This is a genomic window from Aliikangiella coralliicola (assembly GCF_007004725.1).
Taxonomy (GTDB): Bacteria; Pseudomonadota; Gammaproteobacteria; order Enterobacterales; family Kangiellaceae; genus Aliikangiella; species Aliikangiella coralliicola.
On sequence record NZ_ML660163.1, the window covers coordinates 14399 to 38728 of the forward strand.

Annotated in this window: 23 protein-coding genes; 6 read left to right on the forward strand and 17 right to left on the reverse strand. The window is 40.4% G+C overall.

Annotation, left to right across the window (positions count from 1 at the left end; translation table 11 throughout):
• Positions 1–203: 203 nt before the first annotated feature.
• The gene (locus FLL46_RS09165) at positions 204–815 is read left to right on the forward strand and encodes a response regulator transcription factor (protein WP_142893216.1); all 612 of its coding nucleotides are present in this window, start codon (positions 204–206) and stop codon (positions 813–815) included.
• Positions 816–1049: 234 nt separating this feature from the next.
• Positions 1050–1406 (forward strand): hypothetical protein, encoded by a 357-nt coding sequence (locus FLL46_RS09170; protein ID WP_142893217.1) that lies wholly within the window; start codon positions 1050–1052, stop codon positions 1404–1406.
• Between the two features lie 181 nt (positions 1407–1587).
• Here FLL46_RS09170 and FLL46_RS09175 read toward each other — a convergent pair whose 3' ends face one another.
• From FLL46_RS09175 to FLL46_RS09225, 11 genes are all read right to left on the reverse strand, one after another.
• Complete coding sequence (locus tag FLL46_RS09175) at positions 1588–2988, reverse strand: hypothetical protein (protein ID WP_142893218.1); 1401 nt, start codon at positions 2986–2988, stop codon at positions 1588–1590.
• A 56-nt stretch (positions 2989–3044) separates the two neighbouring features.
• Positions 3045–4547 (reverse strand): alkaline phosphatase family protein, encoded by a 1503-nt coding sequence (locus FLL46_RS09180; RefSeq protein WP_142893219.1) that lies wholly within the window; start codon positions 4545–4547, stop codon positions 3045–3047.
• A 150-nt stretch (positions 4548–4697) separates the two neighbouring features.
• Complete coding sequence (locus FLL46_RS09185; RefSeq protein WP_142893220.1) at positions 4698–9176, reverse strand: molybdopterin cofactor-binding domain-containing protein; 4479 nt, start codon at positions 9174–9176, stop codon at positions 4698–4700.
• A gap of 558 nt (positions 9177–9734) precedes the next feature.
• Positions 9735–10799 carry an acyltransferase family protein gene (locus FLL46_RS09190; RefSeq protein WP_142893221.1) on the reverse strand — a complete coding sequence of 355 codons (1065 nt, stop codon included), beginning with the start codon at positions 10797–10799 and terminating at the stop codon, positions 9735–9737.
• Between the two features lie 24 nt (positions 10800–10823).
• Positions 10824–11678: a TIGR02452 family protein gene (locus tag FLL46_RS09195; RefSeq protein ID WP_142893222.1), complete on the reverse strand. Its 855-nt coding sequence runs from the start codon at positions 11676–11678 to the stop codon at positions 10824–10826.
• A 49-nt stretch (positions 11679–11727) separates the two neighbouring features.
• Positions 11728–12294 carry a riboflavin biosynthesis intermediates N-glycosidase gene (locus FLL46_RS09200; protein ID WP_142893223.1) on the reverse strand — a complete coding sequence of 189 codons (567 nt, stop codon included), beginning with the start codon at positions 12292–12294 and terminating at the stop codon, positions 11728–11730.
• 28 nt (positions 12295–12322) lie between these two features.
• Positions 12323–12871 carry an RNA 2'-phosphotransferase gene (locus FLL46_RS09205; protein WP_142893224.1) on the reverse strand — a complete coding sequence of 183 codons (549 nt, stop codon included), beginning with the start codon at positions 12869–12871 and terminating at the stop codon, positions 12323–12325.
• A gap of 7 nt (positions 12872–12878) precedes the next feature.
• Complete coding sequence (locus tag FLL46_RS09210) at positions 12879–13334, reverse strand: macro domain-containing protein (protein ID WP_246119293.1); 456 nt, start codon at positions 13332–13334, stop codon at positions 12879–12881.
• A 20-nt stretch (positions 13335–13354) separates the two neighbouring features.
• Positions 13355–15013 (reverse strand): NAD+ synthase, encoded by a 1659-nt coding sequence (locus tag FLL46_RS09215; protein WP_210418652.1) that lies wholly within the window; start codon positions 15011–15013, stop codon positions 13355–13357.
• A 178-nt stretch (positions 15014–15191) separates the two neighbouring features.
• A complete protein-coding gene (gene pncB / locus FLL46_RS09220) occupies positions 15192–16370 on the reverse strand; it encodes a nicotinate phosphoribosyltransferase (protein WP_142893226.1) in 1179 nt (392 codons plus the stop codon).
• A 3-nt stretch (positions 16371–16373) separates the two neighbouring features.
• Positions 16374–17012 (reverse strand): isochorismatase family protein, encoded by a 639-nt coding sequence (locus FLL46_RS09225; protein ID WP_142893227.1) that lies wholly within the window; start codon positions 17010–17012, stop codon positions 16374–16376.
• 178 nt (positions 17013–17190) lie between these two features.
• On the opposite strand from FLL46_RS09225, the gene FLL46_RS09230 reads away from it, so the two are divergent.
• Genes FLL46_RS09230 through FLL46_RS09245 form a run of 4 tightly spaced genes read left to right on the forward strand, consistent with a single transcriptional unit; the run spans position 17191 to position 20131 of the window.
• Complete coding sequence (locus FLL46_RS09230; RefSeq protein WP_168204106.1) at positions 17191–17835, forward strand: nucleotidyl transferase family protein; 645 nt, start codon at positions 17191–17193, stop codon at positions 17833–17835.
• Complete coding sequence (locus tag FLL46_RS09235) at positions 17832–18398, forward strand: NUDIX domain-containing protein (protein WP_142893229.1); 567 nt, start codon at positions 17832–17834, stop codon at positions 18396–18398. Before FLL46_RS09230 ends, FLL46_RS09235 begins: the two co-directional genes overlap by 4 nt.
• A 56-nt stretch (positions 18399–18454) precedes the next feature.
• A complete protein-coding gene (locus FLL46_RS09240; RefSeq protein WP_142893230.1) occupies positions 18455–19174 on the forward strand; it encodes an NUDIX hydrolase in 720 nt (239 codons plus the stop codon).
• 39 nt (positions 19175–19213) lie between these two features.
• Positions 19214–20131 carry an ADP-ribosylglycohydrolase family protein gene (locus FLL46_RS09245; RefSeq protein ID WP_142893231.1) on the forward strand — a complete coding sequence of 306 codons (918 nt, stop codon included), beginning with the start codon at positions 19214–19216 and terminating at the stop codon, positions 20129–20131.
• 37 nt (positions 20132–20168) lie between these two features.
• Here the strand turns inward: FLL46_RS09245 and FLL46_RS09250 are convergent, their stop codons facing one another.
• The 6 genes from FLL46_RS09250 to FLL46_RS09275 all read right to left on the reverse strand — a co-directional run bounded on the left by FLL46_RS09250 (position 20169) and on the right by FLL46_RS09275 (position 24233).
• Positions 20169–20708 carry a DUF4166 domain-containing protein gene (locus tag FLL46_RS09250; RefSeq protein ID WP_142893232.1) on the reverse strand — a complete coding sequence of 180 codons (540 nt, stop codon included), beginning with the start codon at positions 20706–20708 and terminating at the stop codon, positions 20169–20171.
• A 19-nt stretch (positions 20709–20727) separates the two neighbouring features.
• Complete coding sequence (locus FLL46_RS09255) at positions 20728–21198, reverse strand: hypothetical protein (protein WP_142893233.1); 471 nt, start codon at positions 21196–21198, stop codon at positions 20728–20730.
• A 7-nt stretch (positions 21199–21205) separates the two neighbouring features.
• A complete protein-coding gene (locus FLL46_RS09260) occupies positions 21206–21646 on the reverse strand; it encodes an alkyl hydroperoxide reductase (RefSeq protein ID WP_142893234.1) in 441 nt (146 codons plus the stop codon).
• Positions 21647–21939: 293 nt separating this feature from the next.
• On the reverse strand, positions 21940–22332 hold the full coding sequence (locus FLL46_RS09265) for a DCC1-like thiol-disulfide oxidoreductase family protein (protein ID WP_142893235.1): 393 nt from the start codon (positions 22330–22332) through the stop codon (positions 21940–21942).
• Positions 22322–23311: an acyl-CoA desaturase gene (locus FLL46_RS09270; RefSeq protein ID WP_210418653.1), complete on the reverse strand. Its 990-nt coding sequence runs from the start codon at positions 23309–23311 to the stop codon at positions 22322–22324. Before FLL46_RS09270 ends, FLL46_RS09265 begins: the two co-directional genes overlap by 11 nt.
• The gene (locus tag FLL46_RS09275; protein ID WP_210418654.1) at positions 23298–24233 is read right to left on the reverse strand and encodes a hypothetical protein; all 936 of its coding nucleotides are present in this window, start codon (positions 24231–24233) and stop codon (positions 23298–23300) included. The genes FLL46_RS09270 and FLL46_RS09275 overlap by 14 nt, the downstream gene beginning before the upstream one ends.
• Between the last annotated feature and the right edge of the window lie 97 nt (positions 24234–24330).

Genomic DNA, 24330 nt, shown 5'->3' on the forward strand with positions numbered 1-24330 from the left:
TAACACCGGCAACATCAAGTTGTCGTGATAAGATAGAATAAGATAGAATATTAATGAGATTTTCTATAGTAACAAGAAAGTCAAAATATTTTAACGATTGCTAAAATCATTTCATTTTTTTGACTGCCTAGATTTATACACTATAGTATATATTGAGTATAAAGGATTAACCTTTCCTTTTGGATTGTTTCAGGAAGTAAAAAATGAAGGATTTGTCTATATATATTATCGACGATGAACAAACACACGCGGACTATACCAAGTTATTGGTAGACTCACTAAACTACCCCACAGAAATTTATCTCAGTGCATTAGAGTTCCTAAAAAACTATGATAGCCTTCACCCTTCAGTGGTGATTTCAGACGTCATAATGCCCGATCTCACCGGTCTTGAATTATTGGATAAAATGAAGGATTGGGAGTATCTCCCCTCGGTAGTATTTCTGACAGGATTTGCCAATGTGTCAATGGTAAAAAAAGCACTCAAACAAGGCGCTTATGACTTTGTTGAAAAACCGATTGACGCAGAAAGTTTTATTAAGATTTTGCACAATGCCATTGAGCATGCAAGCAATCAGTATCAACAATACTCCGAACTTTTAGAACTTAACAGAAAAATTGGGTTGTTGACTGAGCGAGAAAAACAAATTTTTGATCTTTTGTTAAGTGGCGTAACCAATAAAGAAATAGAAAGTCAGCTTTTTATCAGCAAGCGAACCATTGAGACTCACCGGCTTAATATACTACATAAATTTGATGCGGCAAATCTCACAGAGCTAATGAGTCAGTTTATCAAACACAACAAAGCTATATGACTACGTATTTTTACTGATATCGATAACAAATGTCAGGTAGTTTTACCAATTTCATTCACAAGCGGAATTAGGCATACTAACAACATCGAGAAAGAGATTAAACCGACTAACAATAATAAGCTAAATATTTTGTAAGGAAGTAAAACGAGCTAATCACTGAGAAAACTGGTTATTTTGTCTGTTAGTTACAAACCACGACACAAGAACTGTTACCATGAATGGCTAGGTATTCTAATGAAAAGTGTGTTACTTAAAAATCCTGAGTACGCCGACAAACTGGCAAAAATCAGGCGCCAATTTAAGACAGGGCTTATCGAAAAAGAAATTCGGCTAAACAAACTCAAGTCTAAACTTCATATTCACAATAAAAGCGAGATGCAAGAAGTTCTTCTTGAGATAAAAACAATTGCTCATAATATTGTTGGGATCGCAAATAACGTAGGCTATGGCGATATCGGTAAGTCAGCAAAAAAGTTACAAACTTGCTGTGTTTATTTTTTGCAAAACTACGAAGAGTTTAATCCAGTTAACTATGAAGAACTGAGGATCCCTCTTAATCAGTTAATCGTCGCAATCAACGCCAGTGACTAAAGGTAAAACACGACAGCTATTGCTTTTAGGGATTAATCGATAAACAAAAACAACAGGGATAAATAAAATATAATAATGCCTTTCAAAATAGGCGGTGAAGTTGACATCACCGCCATTTTTTCAGATTATTGCCCATCAATTCTACTTAACTTGAATTCTGGATAATAACTCAAGTTACTTATCAATCTTGTTGTGCTCGACTTACCGGTTTTCGACCGGTTCCAAATTCAACCGCCCAATACCCCTCATCATTTTTCGTTTTAGCATCAGCGAAGTTCTGTAAGCTCATCGCAACTTGCAACGAAAAGTCAGTGGAAAAAGCTCTTGGGTCAGACGAAGTAGCAGCCGGAATATTAATGAAATACTTCATCCAGGCAGCATTGCCGCCATTAGGCGGAGGCGCGAAACCATTAGCAATGGTCGCATCAGGCGGTACTAAAGGCGTTATTGCCGGAAATTGCGATGCAGTGTGACAGGACATGCACGACGAAGTATTAAGATCAGCTGGTCCGTTCAAACGCATTCCCCAACCTAAATGCTGCGGCGGTAAATCAGGCGAGGGATTAATCACAGTTTGCTTGAGCTTAGGATTTGTCTTGGTTTTTGTATAGGGATAAGCATTGATAATATTATCGGTTACATCGGGATCATCACCCCATTGCAACCCTAGCGGAACCAGGTTTTTAAACCGACACTTAGTGTCTTTTTCTTTGTCTTTGCAGTGACGCTTATTGAGCTTACCGTTATAGGCATAGGTTCCTAGCACCCACCCCATCCATTTATCCGCCCGCTTATCTCTGACCATAATATCCATTTGTAATAGTCTTAAATACCGAACAGCTCGTGTTGGAGAATTCCAACTTTCGGTGATGTAGCCTTGCCATTGAATGGGATTTTCTAAATAGGGAACGCTGTTATCATCCGGTTGAACATCCGCGAATAACAATTTGCAAAAAATGGTACCTTCTGGAAATCCACCGCCATAACGATGATCGGTCGCGCCGGGGTCTGGGTTATTTTTATCCTTCCACATTTTACCCATGGTATAACCGGCATATTCATTAATAAGTGTAATCGCATATATTTGATAATTATTGGTTTGCGTATGATGCAATTGATAGGAACCAACCGGCGCTTCTTTAATTAAGCCATGAAAACCTTCGGTTCCACCGTTAGGTGGAAAAGTCGGAGAACTGGGGTGCAACCAGGGAATGTGATACCAGTTGCGTTGCTTATTCTTATGGGGGTTCCATTCGGGAATATTACCAGCGAAGCAATATTGCTTAACGCTATCCATATACTTTTCCCAATCTTTGACAAAATCGATTTTCAAAGCTTTCGGCAAACTACTCCGCTTGGGCAGCTTTCGAGGATAGTTTGTTTTTAATTTGAACACAGGATGATCCGAATACATTTCTTCATAGTCAGCAACAGAAACCATGTAGCCAAAATCTGGAAAGCTCGAAAAGTCACGCGGTTTGACCAAAGGGTTTTGAGGTTTCTTCTGCGCATGACTGTGACCGCTAAGCATCGCAAAAACGAGTACGGTGATAGATATACTGGAGATTATTTTATTGAACATATTAAGTTCCTTCTTGATAGTAAAAATGATGGTTAATCATGTCGACTAAACAGCAGTTAACGCTTGGTAAAATGCCGATGATAAGCACGGTGCAAATAATCATGGAGCATTTCATTTTTATTTCTTTTTATACCTGAAACTTTTTCCAAAACTTCCGCAGCATTAGTTTGTAAGTCGTTATCTTGTTGCGGATCTTTTAATCCTTTCGGTAAAGGCAATGGCGTCACCTTAGGAAAGTCACGACGCGCGCGTTTAAGTGTTAGCAAACAACTCAAATCGGGCGCATGCTTATCTCTCATTGTCAGGTATCCCGGTAAATCAAAACAATGTCGAACAGTCGCAATAATTGAGGTGTGATCGAAAGGAACATATCCAGATGGACGGCCAATTGTTCCAGCTTTTACCCAGGGAGAAATGACAACTGCGGGAACCCGAACACCAAATCGGTTAAACAAAAAACCATCTTGCCCGGGCTTGCCCGGATATCCGTCTGGCGGCTCGGCGTTTCCAGGCGCAACATGGTCATAACAACCACCGTGTTCATCGTAAGTAATCACGAAAAGCGTCTCTTTCCAGGCCGGAGATTTGATGATTGCATTGTAAACTTTCGCCATCAAATGCTCACCCGGCCGGATATCCTGAGACGGATGCTGGTCGTTTTGCAGTGGCCCGGAAAACTGCGGCTCTAAAAAGGAATAACTGGGTAACTTCCCACTTTTACAAGCTTTGATAAATTTAGAAATAGGCTGGAAGTTTTTCTTGAATTTTGGATCATGCAGTTGAGTCATAATCGTTTGTGTTAGTGAAAATGGCTTACCATCTTTTTCTCCACCATAAACCATCCAGCTCAGCTCTTTTCTACCACCATCGATCTCATCTTGAATGAGCTGGTAAATTGTTTTCGCGTCACATTGCGCAGTTGGTTTGTTGTTAACAAATCCCGTTGACGTGGCTGCGTGAACAAAATCTCGATTTGGTAATGTCTGGCTAGGAACCGAGCAATGCCAATGATCACAGACGGCAAACTTTTTCGCTAATGTACTAAGCACCGGTGTTTGCTCCGGTGTGTAACAAGCCATGATATTTCTAGGATCAGTCGGCGTATCGCCGAAAGAATAAGCACCATACAACATTGCATTCGCATAGTTATTAACAAATCCTGTATTCACCGGAGTTGGTGGATAAAGTTGCCCGATTTCGTAATGTTGGAACAATTGATGATTGGTGTCTCTGAACCCTTCTCCCGGATCAGGATTGGGAAAACAAAAATCTTCGTCGTATTTTTTTTCTTTTAGCTTTCTCGGCCCATACCTGGGAGCTTCGCCATTTTTTCGAACGTATACTTGCTCGATAAATGGCATGCCGTCGGAATCAATATTATTGAGCGGATTCCAGTAATTATCGCGCAGCCCCTCAAAATATTGATCATGGGGCGGTTTCTGTTCATCGTACAACCAGCCTAACATGTTATCGAACGACCGGTTTTCCATCATTAACACAACAATGTGTTTGATTTTCTTTAGCGCTTTTCGATTCGGTTTTAAATATTGATTGGTCATAGCTCCCTCTATCAGTTGTTAACACACCCAAGTAAAGTCTGCGATACGATTTTTATAAGGTGCGGTTTTCATAAACTAGATAGTCGGAAAGTAATCACAAATCTGCCTGCTCATTAACTTCGCCGACTATCGTTTCGTTAAACCGTTTAGTTACTTTTCAGAAAGATCAACCGCGCAAGCTTTTGAAACTTCCTGCACTGTCGCCGGCGCGTCCATTTTGAAAATACCATCCAAACCACGTTCAACCCGTGAAGCTCGCACTGCTGCTTTAATTGCCAGAAACACGCTGGCAGCTAACACCAGAGGTGGCTCACCAACCTCTTTCGCCGAGAGTAAATCGTTGGGGTTTTCCGGTACATTCGCAGCTTTATCACGCGGAAATAGATGGACGTTCAGTTCTAAAGGAATATTAGTCGTGGCCGGTGGTTTGTAACGCCAGGTGTTCACTGTATTGAGTCTGCCTTTTTCATCACCGTCAGGTTCAAACACTAATTTTTCTGTCATCACATAACCGACACCTTGAATAAAAGCGCCTTCAACTTGTCCAATATCGAGTGCGGGGTTTAAGCTCCAGCCCATGTCGTACATTAAGTCAGAGCGAATAATTTTAACTTCGCCAGTAAGAATATCGACTTCCACTTCCGAGCAAGCAGCTGAATAAGTAAAGCCGCAGAATGAATCAACTTCACCACCAATGGGTTGACCGGCTAATTCAATTCCAGGTATTGGTTTTTGCTCTGATTCTGGTTTAAAAATCATTGCAGGTACGCCAGTTGTTCCGCCGGGAACTCGGGCGTTGAAGCTTTCCACCAAACTCACTCGCTCGCGATAGGCAAGAGCAACCAGGTTTTGCCAGATAATATTATTACCAGTCGATGCTTTTGCAGCCCAACCTTTTTCGCCATAATTCCAAAAATCGACACCGTTTTCTCGACACCACTGATCGCCTTTTTCTTTAAGCATCATGTGGCCAAATTCTAATAAACGACCTCGCAATCTTTCACAAGTTTGTTTAACTGCCAAACCGTTATAGGCGGTACCGGTTGAACCACCGGTGCTTGTTGGGTTAGGGATCACATCGGTCTTAGCAAATTGAATTTGGATCAAGTCCATAGGCACATTCAAAATATAAGCAGCAATTTGCTCAATTTTGGTGACCATGCCTTGGCCCATATCAACACCGCCCTGGTTGATAATGATTGAGCCGTCACCGGAATAAACAGAAATCAACGCGCTAGCTTGCTCCAGTTGGACCAGGTTATAGCCAGATCCGTACTTCACCGGAATCATATAAATTCCACGCTTTTTCCACTTGTTAAGCTTATTAAATTTTTCGATCTCTTTTTTGCGGCTATCGATTTCGCTGACTTGTTTTAAGTACTGCCAAACTTCTCGAATATAACAATAACTCAACGCCTGACCGAAGGGAGTCACATCACCTCGCTGGTAAAGATTTTTCTCCCTCACATCATTCGGATCCATGCCAATAGAAAACGCCGCGTCATCAATCGCATTTTCTGTAATTATTTTTCCCTGAATATCACCAAACGATCGCATTGCCGTGTTGGGCGCGGTATTGGTTCTGCAAACGTCGAGCGTGCTTTGGAAGTTTTCCACCATATAGGCATTATCAACGCGTAGCTGGAGGCAATTGGAAACGATAAAAGAGCAATCATAAAAAGCGCCACCATCACCGTAAAAATTGAAATCCATCCCGCGTATAATCCCTTTGTTTTCAGGGTTTGTTTCCCCGGAATCAATCGCAATCTGATACTGTCCATAATAGGGATGTCGCTTACCGATCATGCTTGTGTCATTATCTCTCGGCATAACCAACCTAACAGGTTTCTGCATGGTTTTCGCAGCCACAGCTGACGCGCCAATTACAAATTTTGCCGGCTCGGTTTTTCCACCATAACCACCACCTAACTGTCGCACAGCGATCTCAACTTGATTGTGTTCAACACCTAGAACAGAAGCCGCGGTCTGGTGCATTCCCATCGGACTCTGTGACGATGGATGGAATGTTAGTCTTTCTGCTTCATTAGGCATTGCAACGCAAGATTGAGTCTCCATATAAAAGTGAACCTGTCCGCCACTTGCCTGGGTGTTTTCAACTACAACACAAGAAACACCATCAACATCTGCAGTGCGGCGTTCAATTGATTTATCTAATGGCTTTTTGTTTTTCGTCCAACTTAAATCACTATTGTGACGAATTATTTTCCATATATGGGTCACATAAGAAGCAGACTTGGGGCCATCTGGAAAAATGCTGCCACGAGCAATGGCATCGTCTAATCCAAGTACTGGCTCTCGCCAGGCTTTCGGCCAATCAACTGGTTCATAGTGAATGCAGTGTTCGGTAATAAATTCAGCGATTAAATTCGCTTCAGTTTCTTCCTTTGCAACAGCCAAAGCAATTGATTGACCAACGTAACTCACTATTTTTTCGGCAAAAATAGGTTGGTCTCCACCAATCCCCTGGTAATTAAGGCCGCCAGTCGGAACATCTTTGTAAGTGATCAAACGAGTAAACTCGGGAAACTTCTTTGTTAACAGTGCACTTAATTTTCTTGCCGATATCGGATGCTCTTTGGTATCAGGATTTCTAAAACAATAATTAGCTAACGCTCTTTCGCTCTGAACAAAAGACGCATTAACAGCCGTCGGCGGCACTTCCATTTCGTGGGTGTATCTGACCTGTCCAGAAGTTTGGTATAGCGCCATTAATTTTATATAAGGCTGTGACACCGGTGCTTTGTAAGCCTGATTTTTGTAATACTGTCGCCCATCGCTAACAGGCCAGTTGCCCCAGGTAATTTCTCCCGCAGAACGTACAGCCGGCGGTACTGATTTTTCATCTTTTTGTAATAAGGCTGTGACATATAACTTATAGACAAACCCAACAGCAAGTTCCACTCGATATTGATCACTGAATCCCTCGTATTCGACACCTCGCATTCGTGGTGCCCACTCTTCCAGTGTTTCAGCGACTTCTTTAGCTAAGACCTCACCGACTTTCGAATAATTTTTTAATGACAACTTTCTGCCAATAATAATTTCTTCGGTTTTACGCGCTCGCCACGGAAATGGGGCAATAGCGCCAAAGGTCAGGTTAACGCTTTCGACTTTTAAGTCAGAGGAGAGTTTTAGTCGCGAAGTACTATTGACAATGCTATGTGCATTAATATCACGTAGCGCAACTTTTTGCGCCAGAATAACTTCATCTTTGTCATCAAGTGGAATGTCGTATGATAGTAAAAGAATTTGACTGGCAAGCTTTTGATCTTTGCGCACCGCTTCTATCAATAGCTCAACCGTTTTTTCCTTGGTGTCACCGTTTTCCAGGTTCACATAGCGAATGCTAGCATTTAAAGCTGATAAAACTGTGAATAAATCTGAGGGAAAAGGCTCGCCCGTACCTTTTTTAATATGTTTAAGCACGAGCATCGAATTTCCAGCGAGGGACGCCGCGTTCCTCACGATAGTTCCGGCAGTTCGGTGTGCCATAAATTGTAAGGCACCGGCGGCAGTGGTTTGAGAAAGATCTCGTTTTTTTATAAATTTATCAAGATACTCAAGAAAATCAGTATAAGTTGTACCGGCTCCAACCTTTAACCAATTGTCATTCGACTCAATTCCATATAACTCTCGAATCCGGCTGATGTTAACCAGTACTTTTGTTTCCAGAAAGTCTTGCGTATAAACGCCGAAGGATGTATTTGCATGAATCAGGTAAATATCGTCAAACGAATATTTTTGATAAATTCCAAGTAACTCGCAGATGTTATCAGGCGTTAGCCATATCTGCTGTTCTCCGTGTAAATTAACTCCCTCGGTATTCCGTTTCGCCGCTTTAGGAAAAGGAATTTCAACTTCTGTACCGACACACTGAGCATCCACCTGATCGTCAGTCAGACACTTCATCCTGTGCTTTTCATCTTCTTTGCTCCAATCAACGGCAAAGGTTTTCATCGCTGTCAGAATCGGTCGATAACCAGTACAACGGCATATATTGCCATCAAACGCTTCTTCGATCTGCTTCTTGGTCGGCTTAGGGTTATTCACCAAAAAAGCAGACATGTTCATCACAAATCCGGTGGAGCAATAACCACATTGAGTCCCATTATTCACTGCCAGTTTATAGGCAACAGGATTAATACTCTTATCAAAACAGAACTTTTTGACAGCTTTATCTTGCCCCTTAGTATCAATTGCGCTTTTACGGAGTTTCTGTGCGGCTTTTTCTGATAGTTTTATTTCCTTAGAATCCCGAAGGTTAAATGGCGTGCCGCCTCGGGTTGGAGCTAACACATGTTTAGGATACTCTGGAGGTAGTCGTTTTACGCCACTGGTGCCTTCAACAGTTGTAATCACCAGTCCTTGTAATGAACAAACAGCTCTCAAACAAGAATTAATCGAACGATGCTCTACTTGATTAGTTTTGTCATTCCAATTAGATAAAATAACGGTACACGCACCACAACCACCTTGTCCGCACCCTTTTTTCGCACCACTGAGACTAATATCCGGAGAGCGCAGAAAATCAATAAGCAACAGATCTGGTGGAGGGCTTTTAACATTGATTAATTCACCATTAAGAAAAAAGCTAACATCATCGGACATAACCTAATCTCCTTCTAGTTATTGTAAATCTTCCGTTTTATCGCTGAACGACTACCGACACTTTAGAAGTTTAATCTTTGCTAACGAATTATTTGTAAGAACTAACAATAAGAATAAATACTTAGAACTAACTTGGGGGCATGGTAGTTACAATAAGCAAACATAAGACTTACCCACGCTCACTTATTTTAATAATGTGATCAATTAAAACCCTACACATCGCTGGTTTTAATGATGATCTGCTTAATACAGAGATGAAATATTATCGATTCTTTAAATATCTACCTTTCCAAAATGACGCCCACCCATATCCTATTCTCAGCAAGTATAGATAATAAAAAACGGTTTTACCGCTAACGGAGGAGTTAAAATCAATTTTATTACGAGAAGAGATAGTTATCTCAGGGAACTTAGGTTATTTGTAGACTTTGAGGTTTAGTGAGCACGGTAGGTTGGGTTGACGAAGGAAACCCAAAAGCAACCTCAATATCTTTAAAGTAGTCAACAATTTGAAAACCAACATAAAAGCTTTAGTCATTAAAATTAGCCTTCAAACTTTTAAGATTTCGTTTTAACTTCAAGCTTAGTTGTTGGGTTTCCTTCGTCAACCCAACCTACGGTCTTAAACGATAAGCCTCTCACAAATTTTGCTGATGGTTTCTCTATAAATCGATAGGATACATAGGCAACTAATAGACTCACTAAAACGAATACTACAAGCTTCAATTCAATTGGTACATTCAATTTATTCACCAGAGGTAATAATGGCATATGCAGTAAATATAATGAAAAAGAAATCTTCCCAAGAAAGTCACCGAGCCTATTAGAGAGTAAAACATTATTATCGGGAACTAAAAACAGAATACAAAAGAACACCGTTGACATCACAAAAAGCACTTCATAACTTAACCACATTCTATGTTTCGCATCCGATGTTACCGGAGAAAATTGCGGATATAATATGGGAATCAATACAAGCGCCAGGATAAACCAGTTTTTTCTAAGATATTCAGGGACTTTAAGTGACTTATAATGCATCCCCAACAAAACTCCAATAAAGAAGTATGGCAAGCTTCTAAAAAGGTGAAAGTCATAATGCAATCCGTGGAAGTCACCATGTGGCCGAGGAAAGTTGGTTAAAAATAGTAAAATAAGCGATGCGATAACTACCACATAAGTATATCCTGGTCTCCAGGCACCTAAATACCAAAACACTAAAAATATTGCGTAAAAATGAATTTCCGGCGCTATCGTCCATAAAACACTTTCGCCATCAAGAAAAATTAAATGAGATATTAGTTTTTGCCAATCGGATATTTCGTATAAAACTTCATGTCCAAGGTAATTTGATAAATAAGAAACAAAAACAACCAACAAATATAACGGCAATACTCTTCCACTTCTCGCAAGGATGTATTGCTTAATATTTTTTCTGCTAAACGCCTTATCAAGATAAAGATAGGACATTAAAAAACCGCTGAGCATAAAAAACAACATAACACCATATTGACCGGCACGCCCTCCTAAACGAGTGTCAAGCCAGCCAGTCGCGTCGCTGAAATGCGTTATCAACACGATCATTGCAGCTAATCCGCGTAGCATATTTAATTTTCTTATTTCCAATGCAGGTTCCCTTTTTATTTAACGTTATTTTTTGTCACAAAACTTTCTGGAAAACACATTATAAATTTCAAGGCTTTTCGTAAGATCTAAAACCGAAAAACCTACTTTTCGAAATGCATATTTAAATCCTTCATATTCCATCAACTCATAAAATATCGATGCAACGACCTCAGGTCTATTTCTAAACACACCGCACCCCCAAGCCCCCAAGACAATTAACTCATGGCCATTTTCGATAGCAACTGAAAGAACGTGTCTCGCTCTGTCTTTCATTTCTCTTCTAATTTTGAATTCACACCCAGGTTCCTTCCTTAACGCAACACCAGCATTAACAGCTGCCGATGTAATAAAGGAAACGGTATATGGTTTGTCGAAAAGTTCCCCGGCCTCATTTCTAAAAACCGGAACATCTTTCGAATAGATCATATCATGACTATAAAGTACTTTGTTTTCCTCTCGATTTTTTAGGTACATATCCATATGCTTAGTTAGGCATGGATACAAAGCGGAAGCACGAGCAAGAGCTTCTTCTTGTGCTTGACTGCCCCCGAGAAAACCTCCCCCGGGATTTTTTGCAGAAGCAAAATTTAAACATAGAACATCATTAAATTGCTTTAGTAGCGTTTGAGCCCCCTCAAAAGTAGTGCAATTCTCAACCAAATAGCCTAAAAACTTACCTTGGTCACAATTAGCAAGTACATCTGTTACCTTATCGCTTAAATTGTTTAGCGCTAGTTCATCATAGTGTACGCTGCTATCAACAGCTTTTTTGATATCTTGAGCTAGCTCAACATTTTCACCTTTCGAGTTGATATAGCTTCCTCTCTCTATGATTTCTAGAGTTTCCTGAGCGATATTTGCTCTCTTGTTCCTATTCATTTCTACTTTCCAAGTGATTTATAATTTTATTCTTGGCGTTAGCCGTTTTTTACAAACTCTTCAACCGCTCTCGCACTTCCATCAATACAAAACCGAGCAAATTCAAACCTTTCCACTTAAATGGATTTACTGCATCCTCATGCTCCTCTGCTAATCCGACTCCCCAGATTTTATCAACCGGACTGGCTTCGACTAAAACCCGACTACCAGTCCCCACCAAGAACGCCTTCAAACTTTCATTTTGTTCGAATTTCTCAACATTACCTTTGACGACAATATCGAAGCAGTTTTTGTCCCACACCCCATTATCAAAACCAGTCACTTGCCGCCCCAGTTTCTTAGCTTGGTGCGGGTGTTTAGATTCAATAATCTTATTGAGTACTTCCTCATCACCGAACAACCTTGCCTTTTCAGCCATCATAAAATGCTCTGCCGTTTTATAGCACACATTATCTACCGTAAAAGGAGATACATACCATTGACTGAAACATGTTTTGGTTACGATATTTTTATCTTTTTCGGTATGCCCCCAAAAGCATAGATACTTGGCTTTTTTGCCTCTAGCTAAATAGTCGATAAGTTCTTTTTTACTTCTAATTTTTTCTATTTCTTTCATTGTTTTTTACTCACTCATTTGAGTTCTATTACTCATCTATTTCCTTTAGATATTCAGGCGGAACCGAGTTAACCAACCAAACACCATTAGCTGTTACATAAAACTCAATTCCGTCCTCACACATCTGTTTAGCGTCAATTTCCAAAAGTACTAACTTACCAAAACGACGACCAACGGAACTGGCCACGGCTCGATTTTCAGTAAGATGCACATGATGTCGGTTTTTCTTCACAAGTCCATCAACCTTGATCGCATCTAACCACTTTACTGCCGTTCCATGTAATAGCTTATCAGGTGGCGTCTGCGGTTTTAAATCCAGTTCAATATCAATGCTATGACCCTGATTAGCTCGAATCATTGCTCCGTCCGAGCTAATCGCGAACCTTTGCTTATCATTCGTTTCAACTACTTCAAAAAGTAACGCCTTTGATATATCCTTCCCCTTTTGATTTGACTTTTCAATCAACTGTTCAATTGCAACCCAGCCGTTTTCATCTAGCTCAATTCCAATTTCACCGGGATTATGTCTCAAAACATAACTCAGGAACTTTGAAGTTTTTGTGATTTTATTTTTCATTTATTTCTCACTTTTCAAATTCTACAAGCGTATGCTCCTCGCCAGCTAACTCCTCATCGATGATTGAAGCAATGATATTCCAATCGCCTCCAGCTAAACCAGCGCCAATGAGCGGACAGCCAATTCTCAAACCAGAGAAATCTCGTTTAATTAATTTAAATACGCTTCGAACAGCGTCGTAATCTACATCGACTTTGTCACGACTATAAGCATACTGCGTGTACGCATTAATGACTGTAAATTGATTGTCACCATTGACTGCAACAAAAGAGTATTTTCCGAGCTTTTCTTTATCTCCTTTTTTGGTTTCACAATCAGCCACATAAACCTCTGGGTACTTATCTTTGATGGTCCTGGCAATACCACTTCCCATGTTGCAAAGACAATTACAGCCATGAATAATCACGTCAAACTTGCCTTCTTCGGCAAGCATAATTAAATCGCCCTTAATAATTTTCATCATTGATACCTCTTTCTATTCCTCTAATACTTCGCTGCAACCGGCAGCCACCTTCCCATGCCAAAACTTCTCTTCTGGACTCGAATAATCGGCGGTGCCTGACGTCGCTTAAACTCGGCCTTATCTACCATCGCGTGAATTCTCCTGATTTCTGATTTCGAGTAATTAGCTCGCTCAATCAATTGTTCACAAGATTCCTTTTCTTCCGCGCCTAATAAATCACCTTCGATATAGAGTTTCAGTATTGCGTCCAGAATCGGGTAATCGGGTAGTGAGTCGCTATCTTTTTGATCTTCAGACAATTCAGCACTGGGTGCTTTCTCGATTATCGACTTCGGAATAATGCTTTTCCCAGATTCCTCATTAACAAAGTTTGCTAATCCATAAACTTCCATTTTATAAAGATCACCAAGTGGATTTACGCCACCATTCATATCACCATAAAGTGTTGCATAACCAACGCTCATTTCGCTCTTGTTGCCGGTAGAAATAACCAGCGCGCCAAAATGGTTGCTGTATTCCATTAAAATCCTACCGCGAATTCGAGCTTGAATATTCTCACGTGTTAACCCAGAAGGCATTTCGCCAGTCATTGATTCAAACCGACTAACTGCAATACTAAACTCTTGCTCAATTGATGCTTTCAATAATCGAACGCCCAAATTTTTACATAACACTTCAGAGTCACTTACACTTCCACTTGATGAATATCGAGATGGCATCGTAATCGCCGTCACGTTCTCAGCGCCCAAAGCTCGGGCACAAATCGCGATTGTTACCGCGGAATCGATCCCTCCGGAAGAACCGATAACAACTTTGCTAAAGCCGCACTTTTGAACATAATCTTTAATTCCCAAGACAGTTTGCTTCAATAACAATTCATTCTCAGTGATTTTCCAACAGCCAGCAGCTCGCTTTACAACTTCACCAAAATCAATCTCAGCAAAGTCTTCCTCAAATGACTTTAGTCTATGCACCAAATCTCCTTTTTTATCAACGACGAAACTAGCACCGTCAAAGACAAGTTCATCATTTCCACCGATTTGATTGACGTAGGCGACTGGCGCTTGAACTTTTCGTGCGACATTTCCAATAACCTGTAACCTCTCTTCCATTTTTCCGAGATTACTTGGCGATGCATTAATACTAATCACAACATCAGGCTTGTTGACCGCAAGTTCGTTCACCGGGTCATGCCAATATCTAAAACCTTCAGCATAAGACCACGCATCTTCACAAATCAGAAACCCTAAAGTTTTGTTATTGAACCGAATAACATTCGAACCTTTTCCGGGTTCAAAGTGCCGTGCTTCATCAAACACGTTATAAGTCGGTAACAGTCGCTTATGATATTCAAAAACCTTTGCACCTTTGCTCATCAAAGCGAGAGCGTTGTGGTATTTTTTACCAACGGGTAGTTGGTTTTTTGCAATATAACCGATAACAATCCCACATGTGTGGCTTAAGGTTTTCTCGCGAATGGTATTCAACGCTTTTCGCTGTCGCTCCATGACACTTTCTTTTACAATAAGATCTTGTGGATAATAGCCTGTTAATGCAAGCTCACCACAAATAAGCAAACCTTCTTCATTTTTTACTTCATTGTACCTGGTTAGAATTTTCTTCAGATTACCTTCGATATCACCAACGACGAAATTCAATTGGGCTAAAAACAACTTCATGATGGCCTCTCCTATCTTTTTTCAAAAGTTACAAAACTCGTTACTTTTTAAGCCTGCTTTTTACTAGATAAATCCTCCCTACTCCTCCCTTGCCAAAGGAAGGAACAAAACCACTCTCTTTTTTAAAGAGGGGGTGAATGGTCTGACATTTCGGGAGATTTATTGTCCTGACATTTATTTAACTCAGTTCAAATACGTTTCTTAAGTAGGTTAAATAAGCTTCATCTTTACACATGGTTTTCCCTGGACTATCACTAATTTTTGCAACAGGCTGACCGTTACACTTCACCATTTTCATCACAATACTCAAAGGCTTTACACCTACATCATTGGTCAGGTTTGTGCCTATTCCAAATACCACATTGGTCTTTTCTCCAAACTCCGCCAGAATCTTGAATGCTAACGGAATATCCAAACCATCGCTAAACACGAGAGATTTTGTCCGCGTATCAATACCTAATTTTTGATAGTGCTCAATGACTTTGTTACCCCACTCGAAGGGACATCCACTATCATGCCTAACGCCATCGAATAATTTCGCAAAATAGCGATCGAAATCCCTGAGAAAGGCGTCAATACCAACAACGTCAGTTAAAGCAATTCCCAAGTCACCCCGGTATTCTTTCGCCCAGACATCAAGTGCCGCCTTTTGACTATCAACCAGGCGAGGCCCGAGTGCCTGGAATGCTTGCAAATATTCATGCGCCATTGTGCCGAGTGGCATGAGTCCAATTTCTCGCGCGTAATAGACATTACTGGTCCCTACCAGGTTATCAGGTACACTCCGGTTTAAATGTTCCAATACCTGCTTTTGCCACCTGCGGCCAAACCGCCGCCGCGTACCAAACTCCATTAATTTTAACTGTCCGCCCATTGGATGCTCTTTAATCATCCTGGTTTTTTCCATCAAGCGACGCTGACCTACTTTTAAATCAACGTCAGCATGGAAATGCCGGTTATAGACTTCTTCAACAATTGCTAAAATGGGTACTTCAAACAAGATCGTATGTAACCAGGGGCCAACCACTTTGATTTCTAACTGGCCTTCTTCATCCCGACCTATTCGCACATAATTTTCATTCAATCGAAACAGCTTAAGAAACTGGACAAAATCCGATTTCAAATAGTAAATCTTATTAAGATAGTGAATTTCGTTCTCCGTAAAACGCAACTGACACAAATGGGAAATTTCATCTCTTATTTCTGTGGCTAGTGACGCTAAATCAGCACCTTCTGTGCGACACTTAAATAAGTACTCTACTTCCGCTGCCGGGTAGTGATGTAATACTACCTGCATCATACTTAACTTATATAAATCGGTATCAAGTAACGATTGAATAACCGGTTTGTTTGCCATAACCTACCCTCTTAACTCTTCTGTTTTATTCACTATTTTTATTCCAACTGTGCGCATTTCATCAATTGCTACCTCAACGGTATCTTCAGAAATTCCGCGACACGCTTCCAGGTTAACGATAACATTAAATCCCGCCTGGCGAAGCTGCAGAGCTGTCGTTTTTACACAATAATCAGTCGCTAATCCCCCGACAATAACGGTTTCAATTCCTTTGACTTTTAAATATTCAATAACGCCGGTACTCATCTTGTTTGCAATATCATGATAACAGGCGCCATAGGGATGCATGTCCAATTCCACTCCCTTCCAGATAAAAAAATCGTAATCCGCCGGCTTTGGCAAACCCGCTATTAGTTCAAACCCCTTCGTTCCCGGTACTGCATGCTGATTCCAGGCAATATCAACATTTTCCCCCTTAACCTTAGAGTACATTGGTTTTTCTTCGCTCGCGATCCAGACTGCTTGCGGACTATGTGCATCTTTAGAACCAACCCTGATACTCGCCAATGTCGCCTGCTCATTCAAAGCCTCAACAATCTCCGTGCCTCCCTCCACTGGAAGCTCATCGGGACACTCCGGCGTAAAGGTATATTGGGCATCAACATCAAAAGTGGCGGTTTTATTGGCGTCTAAGGTCTTCATGCTCTCTCTCCAGTTATGCTTTCCCATAATGTTTGTCGTTCAGTTCCTAATTCCTAATTCCTAATTCCTAATTCCTAATTCCTAATTCCTAATTCCTAATTCTCATTACACCCTTGCCTTAATAGTGCACTTGATATACTATTAATAGTACACACCGTATACTATTATGTCAACTATTATGAAAAACAAGAAAATTGGAATTATCGGTTCAGCCTTTAACCCACCCCACCTGGGACATAAAGATGTGATAGAACAAGTCTACCGGGATTACGATGAAATACTGCTGGTGCCTAGTTATAAGCATCCATTCGGCAAAATAATGGCGCCATTTAATGATCGGTTGTTCATGGCGAGCATGATGGCTCAGTCGTATCACTCTGAGCGATTTATGCACTACGAGCACATAACGCCAATATTAACTTCAAATATTGAAAGAGACATCTATTTGAAAAATAGTGCGAAAAAGAACAACAAAGATAAAGCGAAGAATAGAGATAGACCCGTTTACACTTATGACGTGTTAGCTGAACTAGAACAAAGATACAAAACTAGTGGTATTGACGCCGATTTAACCTTTGTAATCGGCCCAGACAATGCCAGTTATGAAACCTGGAATAAATTTTACAAGTCGGAAGAGATTCTCCAACGCTGGAATATTAGAAGTGTTAGCGAACGAGTACCTGTACACAGTAGTTTAATAAGAGAATTAATTGCTGACTATCCTCGACCTGATTTTTTATTCGAATCCAGATTTAAGAACTACCTGGATGGACTGGTCGCTCGATATATATTTAACCAAAAACTCTATGGAGTTCATTTGTGAAAAAAGAAATCATTAAGAAAAGTACGATTTGTTACGACGGCTTTTTTAAGATATTGAAACATGCGATCCAGTATAAACAGTTCGATGGCAATAATAGTCCTGTTCACAACCGAGAAGTATTGGTGCGAAATGCGACGGTTGCAATCATATTGTTTGATGAAAAGCAGCAATCAGTGTTACTGACCGAGCAATTTCGTATTGGGCCTTTGGAAAATGATGATCATCCTTGGTTGTATGAAATACCGGCCGGTATCGTTGAGCCTGGTGAAGATAAATCTATCGCCATTCAAAGAGAGTTATTGGAGGAAACCGGTTATCGTTGCGACGCACCGGAGTTCGTTGGAGAGTTTTATTTGAGCCCGGGCGGAACTAACGAAACAACAAGCCTTTACTTTGCGAAAATAGATTTAAATCATTCCGGCGTTTTCGGCGCTACAGGTGAAAACGAAGATATTAAAACCCATGTTGTGAAATTAGCAACTGCTTTGGAAATGCTCAATCAAAAAAAATTGAGCGCAATAACTGGCTTAGCACTTCTATGGCTAAAAAGCCAACAGAGTTAACGGCTAAAACCTGACGATATTAATTCACCAACATTTTTATGCGAGTTGCTAATTCAATGAAAAAGACCGAAAGAGAATTTTTGGCTAACTACAATATCCATGATTACGACGTGCCACTTACAAGCGTCGATATCGTAATATTCACCATTATTGACGAACAGGTGAATGTATTAGTTACCAAACGGGCCGACTTTCCCTATAAAGATGAATGGGCTATTCCCGGTGGTTTCATTGATATTAAAAAAGACAAAAACATCGACCAGACGGCAATGAGAAAACTGAAGGAAAAAACGGACTATGATGCTCCCTACCTCGAACAACTGGGGGCTACCGGCAATAATAAACGAGATCCCAGAGGATGGTCAGTAACCGTCAGCTATTTTTCACTGGTTAATTTCGACAATGTTCAGTTTGGAAAGGAAAGTCGTTGGTGCCCAATGAGCGATGACGGAATATGTGAAGAAAAGTTGGCTTTTGATCATGAACATATCATTCAAGATGCTTTTCAACGTCTGAGAAATAAAGCGCAATATACAACAATTGCGTTACATGTATTACCAGAAAAATTTACCTTGTCTGAGTTACAAAAGTGCTACGAGATTATATTAGGCGGAAAACTCAACAAGTCAGGATTTAGAAGAAGAATTACCAAAGCGAATGTCATCGAAGAAATCAGCGGTGAATCGAAACAAACTGCAACCAGAATGGCTCAGCTTTATCGTAAGTCGAGCGACACTGAATTGCATTTTTATATGCGGGAAATTTACGCTCGTTAAATAATAAATAAACTTAATGAAGTCGAGGATTTTATACAGATGGATGTAAAAACAATTAAGTTAGATAACGCTGCTCGCGGATGCTTAATAGGCCTGGCTGTGGGCGATGCCGTTGGCACAACACTGGAATTTAAACGGAAAGGAACTTTCGAACCAATTTCAGATATGGTTGGTGGTGGCCCATTTAATCTGAATGCAGGCGAATGGACAGACGACACTTCAATGGCACTTTGCCTGGCGCAAAGCTTGATTCGACAACAGAGCTTTAACCCTGAAGATCAAATGAATCGCTATTGTAACTGGTATCGTCTCGGTTATATGAGTAGTACAGGAACTTGTTTTGATATTGGCTACACCGTCAGTAGCGCGTTAAGAGAATACGAAAATAATGGGAATCCGTTCAGTGGTTCAACCCATAAAATGTCTGCAGGTAATGGTTCACTAATGAGATTAGCGCCCATTCCAATTTTTTATCACAATAACTTTGATGACGCGATTCACTATGCAGGTGAAAGTTCTAGAACAACTCATGGCGCAGCAGAGTGTATAGAAAGCTGTCAATTATTTACCGCAATGATTTTGAGAGCATTTTCGAGTCAGGATAAAAGAAAAATATTAATCGAGTCTGGTTTCAAACCTTACGAACCTAAAGTAATCAACCTTGCCAACGGTAGCTTTCTTACCAAGTCTTATGAAGAACTCACTGGTAGCGGTTATGTCATCGAAAGTCTGGAGTCAGCATTATGGTGTTTTTACCATTCAAATAGCTTTGAAGAAGCCATATTGTTAGCAGCCAATATTGGGAATGATGCAGATACAACTGCAGCTATTTGTGGTCAGATTGCTGGTGCTTATTATGGTTTAGACGGAATACCACAGCATTGGAAATCTAGACTCGCTCTCTACGATGAAATTGACGAGATGGCGGTCCAACTATTTTCACGCGAGAACCTTTAAGCAACCTAAATTCAGAATGATGGTTATCACTCTGGATTTAGGTATTTAATAACCCACCATAAGAAAATAACTTCCCTAAAACAGGCATAAAAAAACCAACGTAAAATCGATACTGGCCATCTTCAATTTGTTTATAAGCTTTTGATTGAGGAATCATCCATAATGGAACAGGAATGCTTAAGAAACTCAATTTCAAACACCGCCAATGCCAACCGCCGTCGATAATATCAACGGTTATTTTCATTTTCATCGGTCCCGTCTTTTCCAGCCAGTATCCGCTTTCAATTGTTCCTACAGGTTTAAAGATCGATTTCATTTGCTGGTTACCGTCAAAGGTTCTATCCCAATGAAGACCATCGGAGTGATGTGAAATACACACTTCAAGCTGATGCTTGCCACCACCAGGTATACCCAACTTTTTCGCAATTCTTCGTCCGATAATTCCTGCTAAACCACTACCAAATGAAACCTCAATTTCACCAGCCAGTTGACCTCCACTAAGATGAAGATTCTGAAGTAATGGATGAAGTTCATCGAACTTTGGACCAAACCAATTTTTAACCAAACTGCTACGCATTTTTATTTATGTCCATTACTTATTCGTTTTGAACTTTAGCATTCAACCAATATACGGGAAACAAAATTGCAACAAGTGCAGATGAGTTGAGAACTAAATGAAGCGTCATTCCATTTAACAATGAAAGAGAAGTATCCAGCGTAAACCAGACAAGAACCGCAATGGTCAAAATGAACGTCGCCCCTTTGTCTTGATGTATTGATATCCGCTTTATCAGATACAGCATCATAATTCCCCAACTGGCGACTGTTGGTCCAAAAATTCTCACCAACATGTCAACCATCGACTTCACTTCATTAATGGCTGACGTGTTTACAGAAAAAACGCTGAATAACTCACCTTGATAGTAGGTCCAAACAGCCTCCGGAAAATGCAGAGTCAAGGCGACCCCACCAGCAATATGCATAATGGCGACAAACTCTAACCACCTTTGACAAAACTTGTGCATACGACTTACTTTGAGCATTTGCATATTGTTATCTTGTCGCATCTTTACACTACTCCCCCTTAACCAGTTTTAACCAGCCGCCTTGTTGTATGGCCATTTGACGTAAAAACAAAATAAAGACAGGCCACCAGATCAAATCATTCAATAACAAAGTCAAACCAAACTCAATCGGTAATAACCCTTGATACGCAGACCATAGAAATCCAACTGGGCCTAACATCTTGCCTAAAAGCCCAATCACAATGTAATGCCTGAATCTTATCGGATCTTTACTCGCCCACCAATAACCCGGCGCGTACACCAGAATACACATGCCAACTACTTGCCATATCGCCAGATAACTTGGTGGAGGCATGCCAATTAATTCAAAGTAGCTACTCGGCAGAAAAACTACATAAGATCCCCAAACCAGATTATATATCGCGGCAGCTTTAAACCAGGCTTTGAATGTGGAGATTTTTATTGAGTTATTTTGTAAATGGTTATTCATTTTTTGGCCTATAGCTTGTACATATATCTTGAAACTTGAGTAACTAGTTCCTTTATATGACAGTTAGCCTATACCGAAAAATATATTCTAATGATAAATTTCCCCTTGTCATCTCGACCGAAGTGGAGAGATCTCCCAAAGATTTCACCATACCCAAAAACCGAGATTTTTCTGTTTTAAAGCGCCATGCTTAATTACAGCCAGATGAAAACTGAAAGTTTTCAGATGTATGAAGGAGATCTCTCCGCTTCTGTCGAGATGACAATTTACTGACAGGCTCCATTTATATAAAACTATTTCTTTATCTTTCTATTAATCTTACTTTTTCCTAAAACCTTTAAAAGCAAGCTACGACAACCACGTAAAAAAGGGTAAATAAATCGTGACAACTTTTCGTTACTAAACAACTTGAAATTAACCCAGTTAAACCAACCAACTTTACTACTCAATAAAGCCAATATATGGACAGCTTCAGCGCCATAATAAATCTGCTCATCCAGCTTTAACACAATGCCTTTGTCAACATCCAGACCAGCCTCTCTGATCTGCGCTATGAAATCACTGTCTTCCCTGGCATTAATTAACTCTAGTTTACCGACAGATTTCCGAATGCGAACCATTCGCCAGTAGTTTTCGCACAACGGGCATTCTTTATCATAAGCTAACATCATTTTCTTATATTTCATCTGGCAGCCCGGGTATTTTTGCGATTGCACTTTTTTCGTTTGAGTGGCTTTTCGTTTCTAGAAAATTAATATTTTTCAACTCAATTCTACCAGGAAGATCCTCAGGTAGTTTCAAATTCCAAACGAACCCTAGTTTTTCCAATACACGCAATACCCACCATCCTGGATCAACCTGATTTTTTTCTATCCCCAAAAGCGCAGAGCCTGGAAACGCATGATGATTATTATGCCAGCTTTCTCCCATAGTAATCAGTGCGGCAAATCGAATGTTATAACCCTGAACGCTCGCCCCTTCAACATGCCAATCTCGATCACCTTCATTGTGAGCAAAATAACCGATTAACCAGTGACCGGTCACCGACACCGCGACTCGCACACAAATTCCCCAGACGACCCAGGCAATTCCGCCCCAATAAAAAAATAACAAAGCCCAGGGAAGTTGTTGCCACATCCAGGTCTTCTCCATCCACTGGTAAACACGGTCGTTGGTAAAACTTTCTTCAGGAATAAACTTCGGTGGGCTTTTCAGCTCCAAATCACAATGTAATTGCCATATGGCATCAATGAAAAATGGCTGTTGATGGCCAAAATAATCGTGACACTTATTTTGGCGCTGTGCCCAGTCTCTCATGTCATGGGTGTGCATCATTCCCTTTGGCCCGGCAAGTCCAACAATAACACCAAAGTGAACCAGGCAATACTCTAACCATTTGGGGCATTGATAGCTTTGATGTATCAAACGTCGATGCATTCCCAGTGAGTGACCTAAACATAAAGTGACAGCAGTGCTGGCTAAAAAAATGAGAAAGGCACTGATAGAAAATGTCAGGATACCGCCAACAATCGCAATGAAGTACATGGAAGTAATCCACAACGATTTTACCGGAGACCACACAACTTTACCGTCATACGCATTACAACCATTACTTTCAACAATACGCTCATTAACGTACTTTTGCTTTAAATCACTTTTCTCCATTGTCAGCGATAACCTCCGCGATTAAAAACTCAGCACCTTTTTCAACGCCATACCGCTGTAGAGGATCAAAATACCAGGCAGGATCGAGTAAGCGCTCATAGCTCACAGAAAGAGTAACCTGAGTTGTTTGACTATCGATTGGCGTTAGCCTGATTTCTGTGCCTTGTAATTTCATGTATGTTGAAAGGTAACTAGAGTCTTCTAAAAAACGAGTTTTAATATGATGGTCAGAAACTTTTTCAAGCTTTAGTAGCATTTTTCCAGCATGTGAATTAGTCACAAACCATCGATGATAAACAACCTCAATTTCATGAACATCACCTTCATTCAAAGTTCCAGCTTTAATTTGATGAGGCATTGGAAACAAAGATAAAAACCAGTCTCGCTCCTTTTCCAGGGCCATAGGCTTGATTAAATTTGAACGAATTTCACTAACACTGAGATTAACGACTTGAGTAACAGAAACCTGATTGTCTCTGGAAAAACTAAGGTCGGGATGAATGCCTTCAAACGCACTTAAAATAATCAACACAGGTAATGCATGACTATACAGTTTGCTGTTTTTTTTATTGCGAAAGCGATGTGATAAATATTCAATAGTGAAGCCGAGCAAAACTGCCGCAAAATATATCGGCATAAACATTAGGACACAGAGAAAACCTTCGAACAAAACAACGGAACTTCCCAACATAACGATTAACGCCGAGATGGTATGGGTGAGATACTTTTGTTTCCAGCTGCCGTTTGGCTTAAGCGGAGATAGCCTCGATAACGCTAACGCGATAAAAAATGGAATGCCAACGTAAAGCAGTGCAGATTTGTCGATATCATAATGAACCATCGCTCGGATGCTGAGTGACATGAATGCAATTAAAAGTAGAACAACAGTCCGATTAAGCCTGCGTCTTTTCAACTCTCCCATCCTGGGCCTCCATTAGCGTTGTTCTTGACTTTTATTGCCGCTACTTTAACTGTGCTCATAATTGGGCTATGATAGTTAGAATTTAGCAAATTAGATA

Coding starts and splice junctions, on each gene's coding strand:
- FLL46_RS09245 (WP_142893231.1), top strand. CDS start 19,214: ATGGATGTAAAAACAATTAAGTTAGATAACGCTGCTCGCGGATGCTTA.
- FLL46_RS09240 (WP_142893230.1), top strand. CDS start 18,455: ATGAAAAAGACCGAAAGAGAATTTTTGGCTAACTACAATATCCATGAT.
- FLL46_RS09265 (WP_142893235.1), bottom strand. CDS start 22,332: ATGAAATATAAGAAAATGATGTTAGCTTATGATAAAGAATGCCCGTTG.
- FLL46_RS09185 (WP_142893220.1), bottom strand. CDS start 9,176: ATGTCCGATGATGTTAGCTTTTTTCTTAATGGTGAATTAATCAATGTT.
- FLL46_RS09210 (WP_246119293.1), bottom strand. CDS start 13,334: ATGATGAAAATTATTAAGGGCGATTTAATTATGCTTGCCGAAGAAGGC.
- FLL46_RS09250 (WP_142893232.1), bottom strand. CDS start 20,708: ATGCGTAGCAGTTTGGTTAAAAATTGGTTTGGTCCAAAGTTCGATGAA.
- FLL46_RS09255 (WP_142893233.1), bottom strand. CDS start 21,198: ATGCGACAAGATAACAATATGCAAATGCTCAAAGTAAGTCGTATGCAC.
- FLL46_RS09175 (WP_142893218.1), bottom strand. CDS start 2,988: ATGTTCAATAAAATAATCTCCAGTATATCTATCACCGTACTCGTTTTT.
- FLL46_RS09260 (WP_142893234.1), bottom strand. CDS start 21,646: ATGAATAACCATTTACAAAATAACTCAATAAAAATCTCCACATTCAAA.
- FLL46_RS09215 (WP_210418652.1), bottom strand. CDS start 15,013: ATGAAGTTGTTTTTAGCCCAATTGAATTTCGTCGTTGGTGATATCGAA.
- FLL46_RS09180 (WP_142893219.1), bottom strand. CDS start 4,547: ATGACCAATCAATATTTAAAACCGAATCGAAAAGCGCTAAAGAAAATC.
- FLL46_RS09195 (WP_142893222.1), bottom strand. CDS start 11,678: ATGAATAGGAACAAGAGAGCAAATATCGCTCAGGAAACTCTAGAAATC.
- FLL46_RS09205 (WP_142893224.1), bottom strand. CDS start 12,871: ATGAAAAATAAAATCACAAAAACTTCAAAGTTCCTGAGTTATGTTTTG.
- FLL46_RS09165 (WP_142893216.1), top strand. CDS start 204: ATGAAGGATTTGTCTATATATATTATCGACGATGAACAAACACACGCG.
- FLL46_RS09200 (WP_142893223.1), bottom strand. CDS start 12,294: ATGAAAGAAATAGAAAAAATTAGAAGTAAAAAAGAACTTATCGACTAT.
- FLL46_RS09170 (WP_142893217.1), top strand. CDS start 1,050: ATGAAAAGTGTGTTACTTAAAAATCCTGAGTACGCCGACAAACTGGCA.
- FLL46_RS09225 (WP_142893227.1), bottom strand. CDS start 17,012: ATGAAGACCTTAGACGCCAATAAAACCGCCACTTTTGATGTTGATGCC.
- FLL46_RS09275 (WP_210418654.1), bottom strand. CDS start 24,233: ATGGGAGAGTTGAAAAGACGCAGGCTTAATCGGACTGTTGTTCTACTT.
- FLL46_RS09270 (WP_210418653.1), bottom strand. CDS start 23,311: ATGGAGAAAAGTGATTTAAAGCAAAAGTACGTTAATGAGCGTATTGTT.
- pncB (WP_142893226.1), bottom strand. CDS start 16,370: ATGGCAAACAAACCGGTTATTCAATCGTTACTTGATACCGATTTATAT.
- FLL46_RS09230 (WP_168204106.1), top strand. CDS start 17,191: ATGAAAAACAAGAAAATTGGAATTATCGGTTCAGCCTTTAACCCACCC.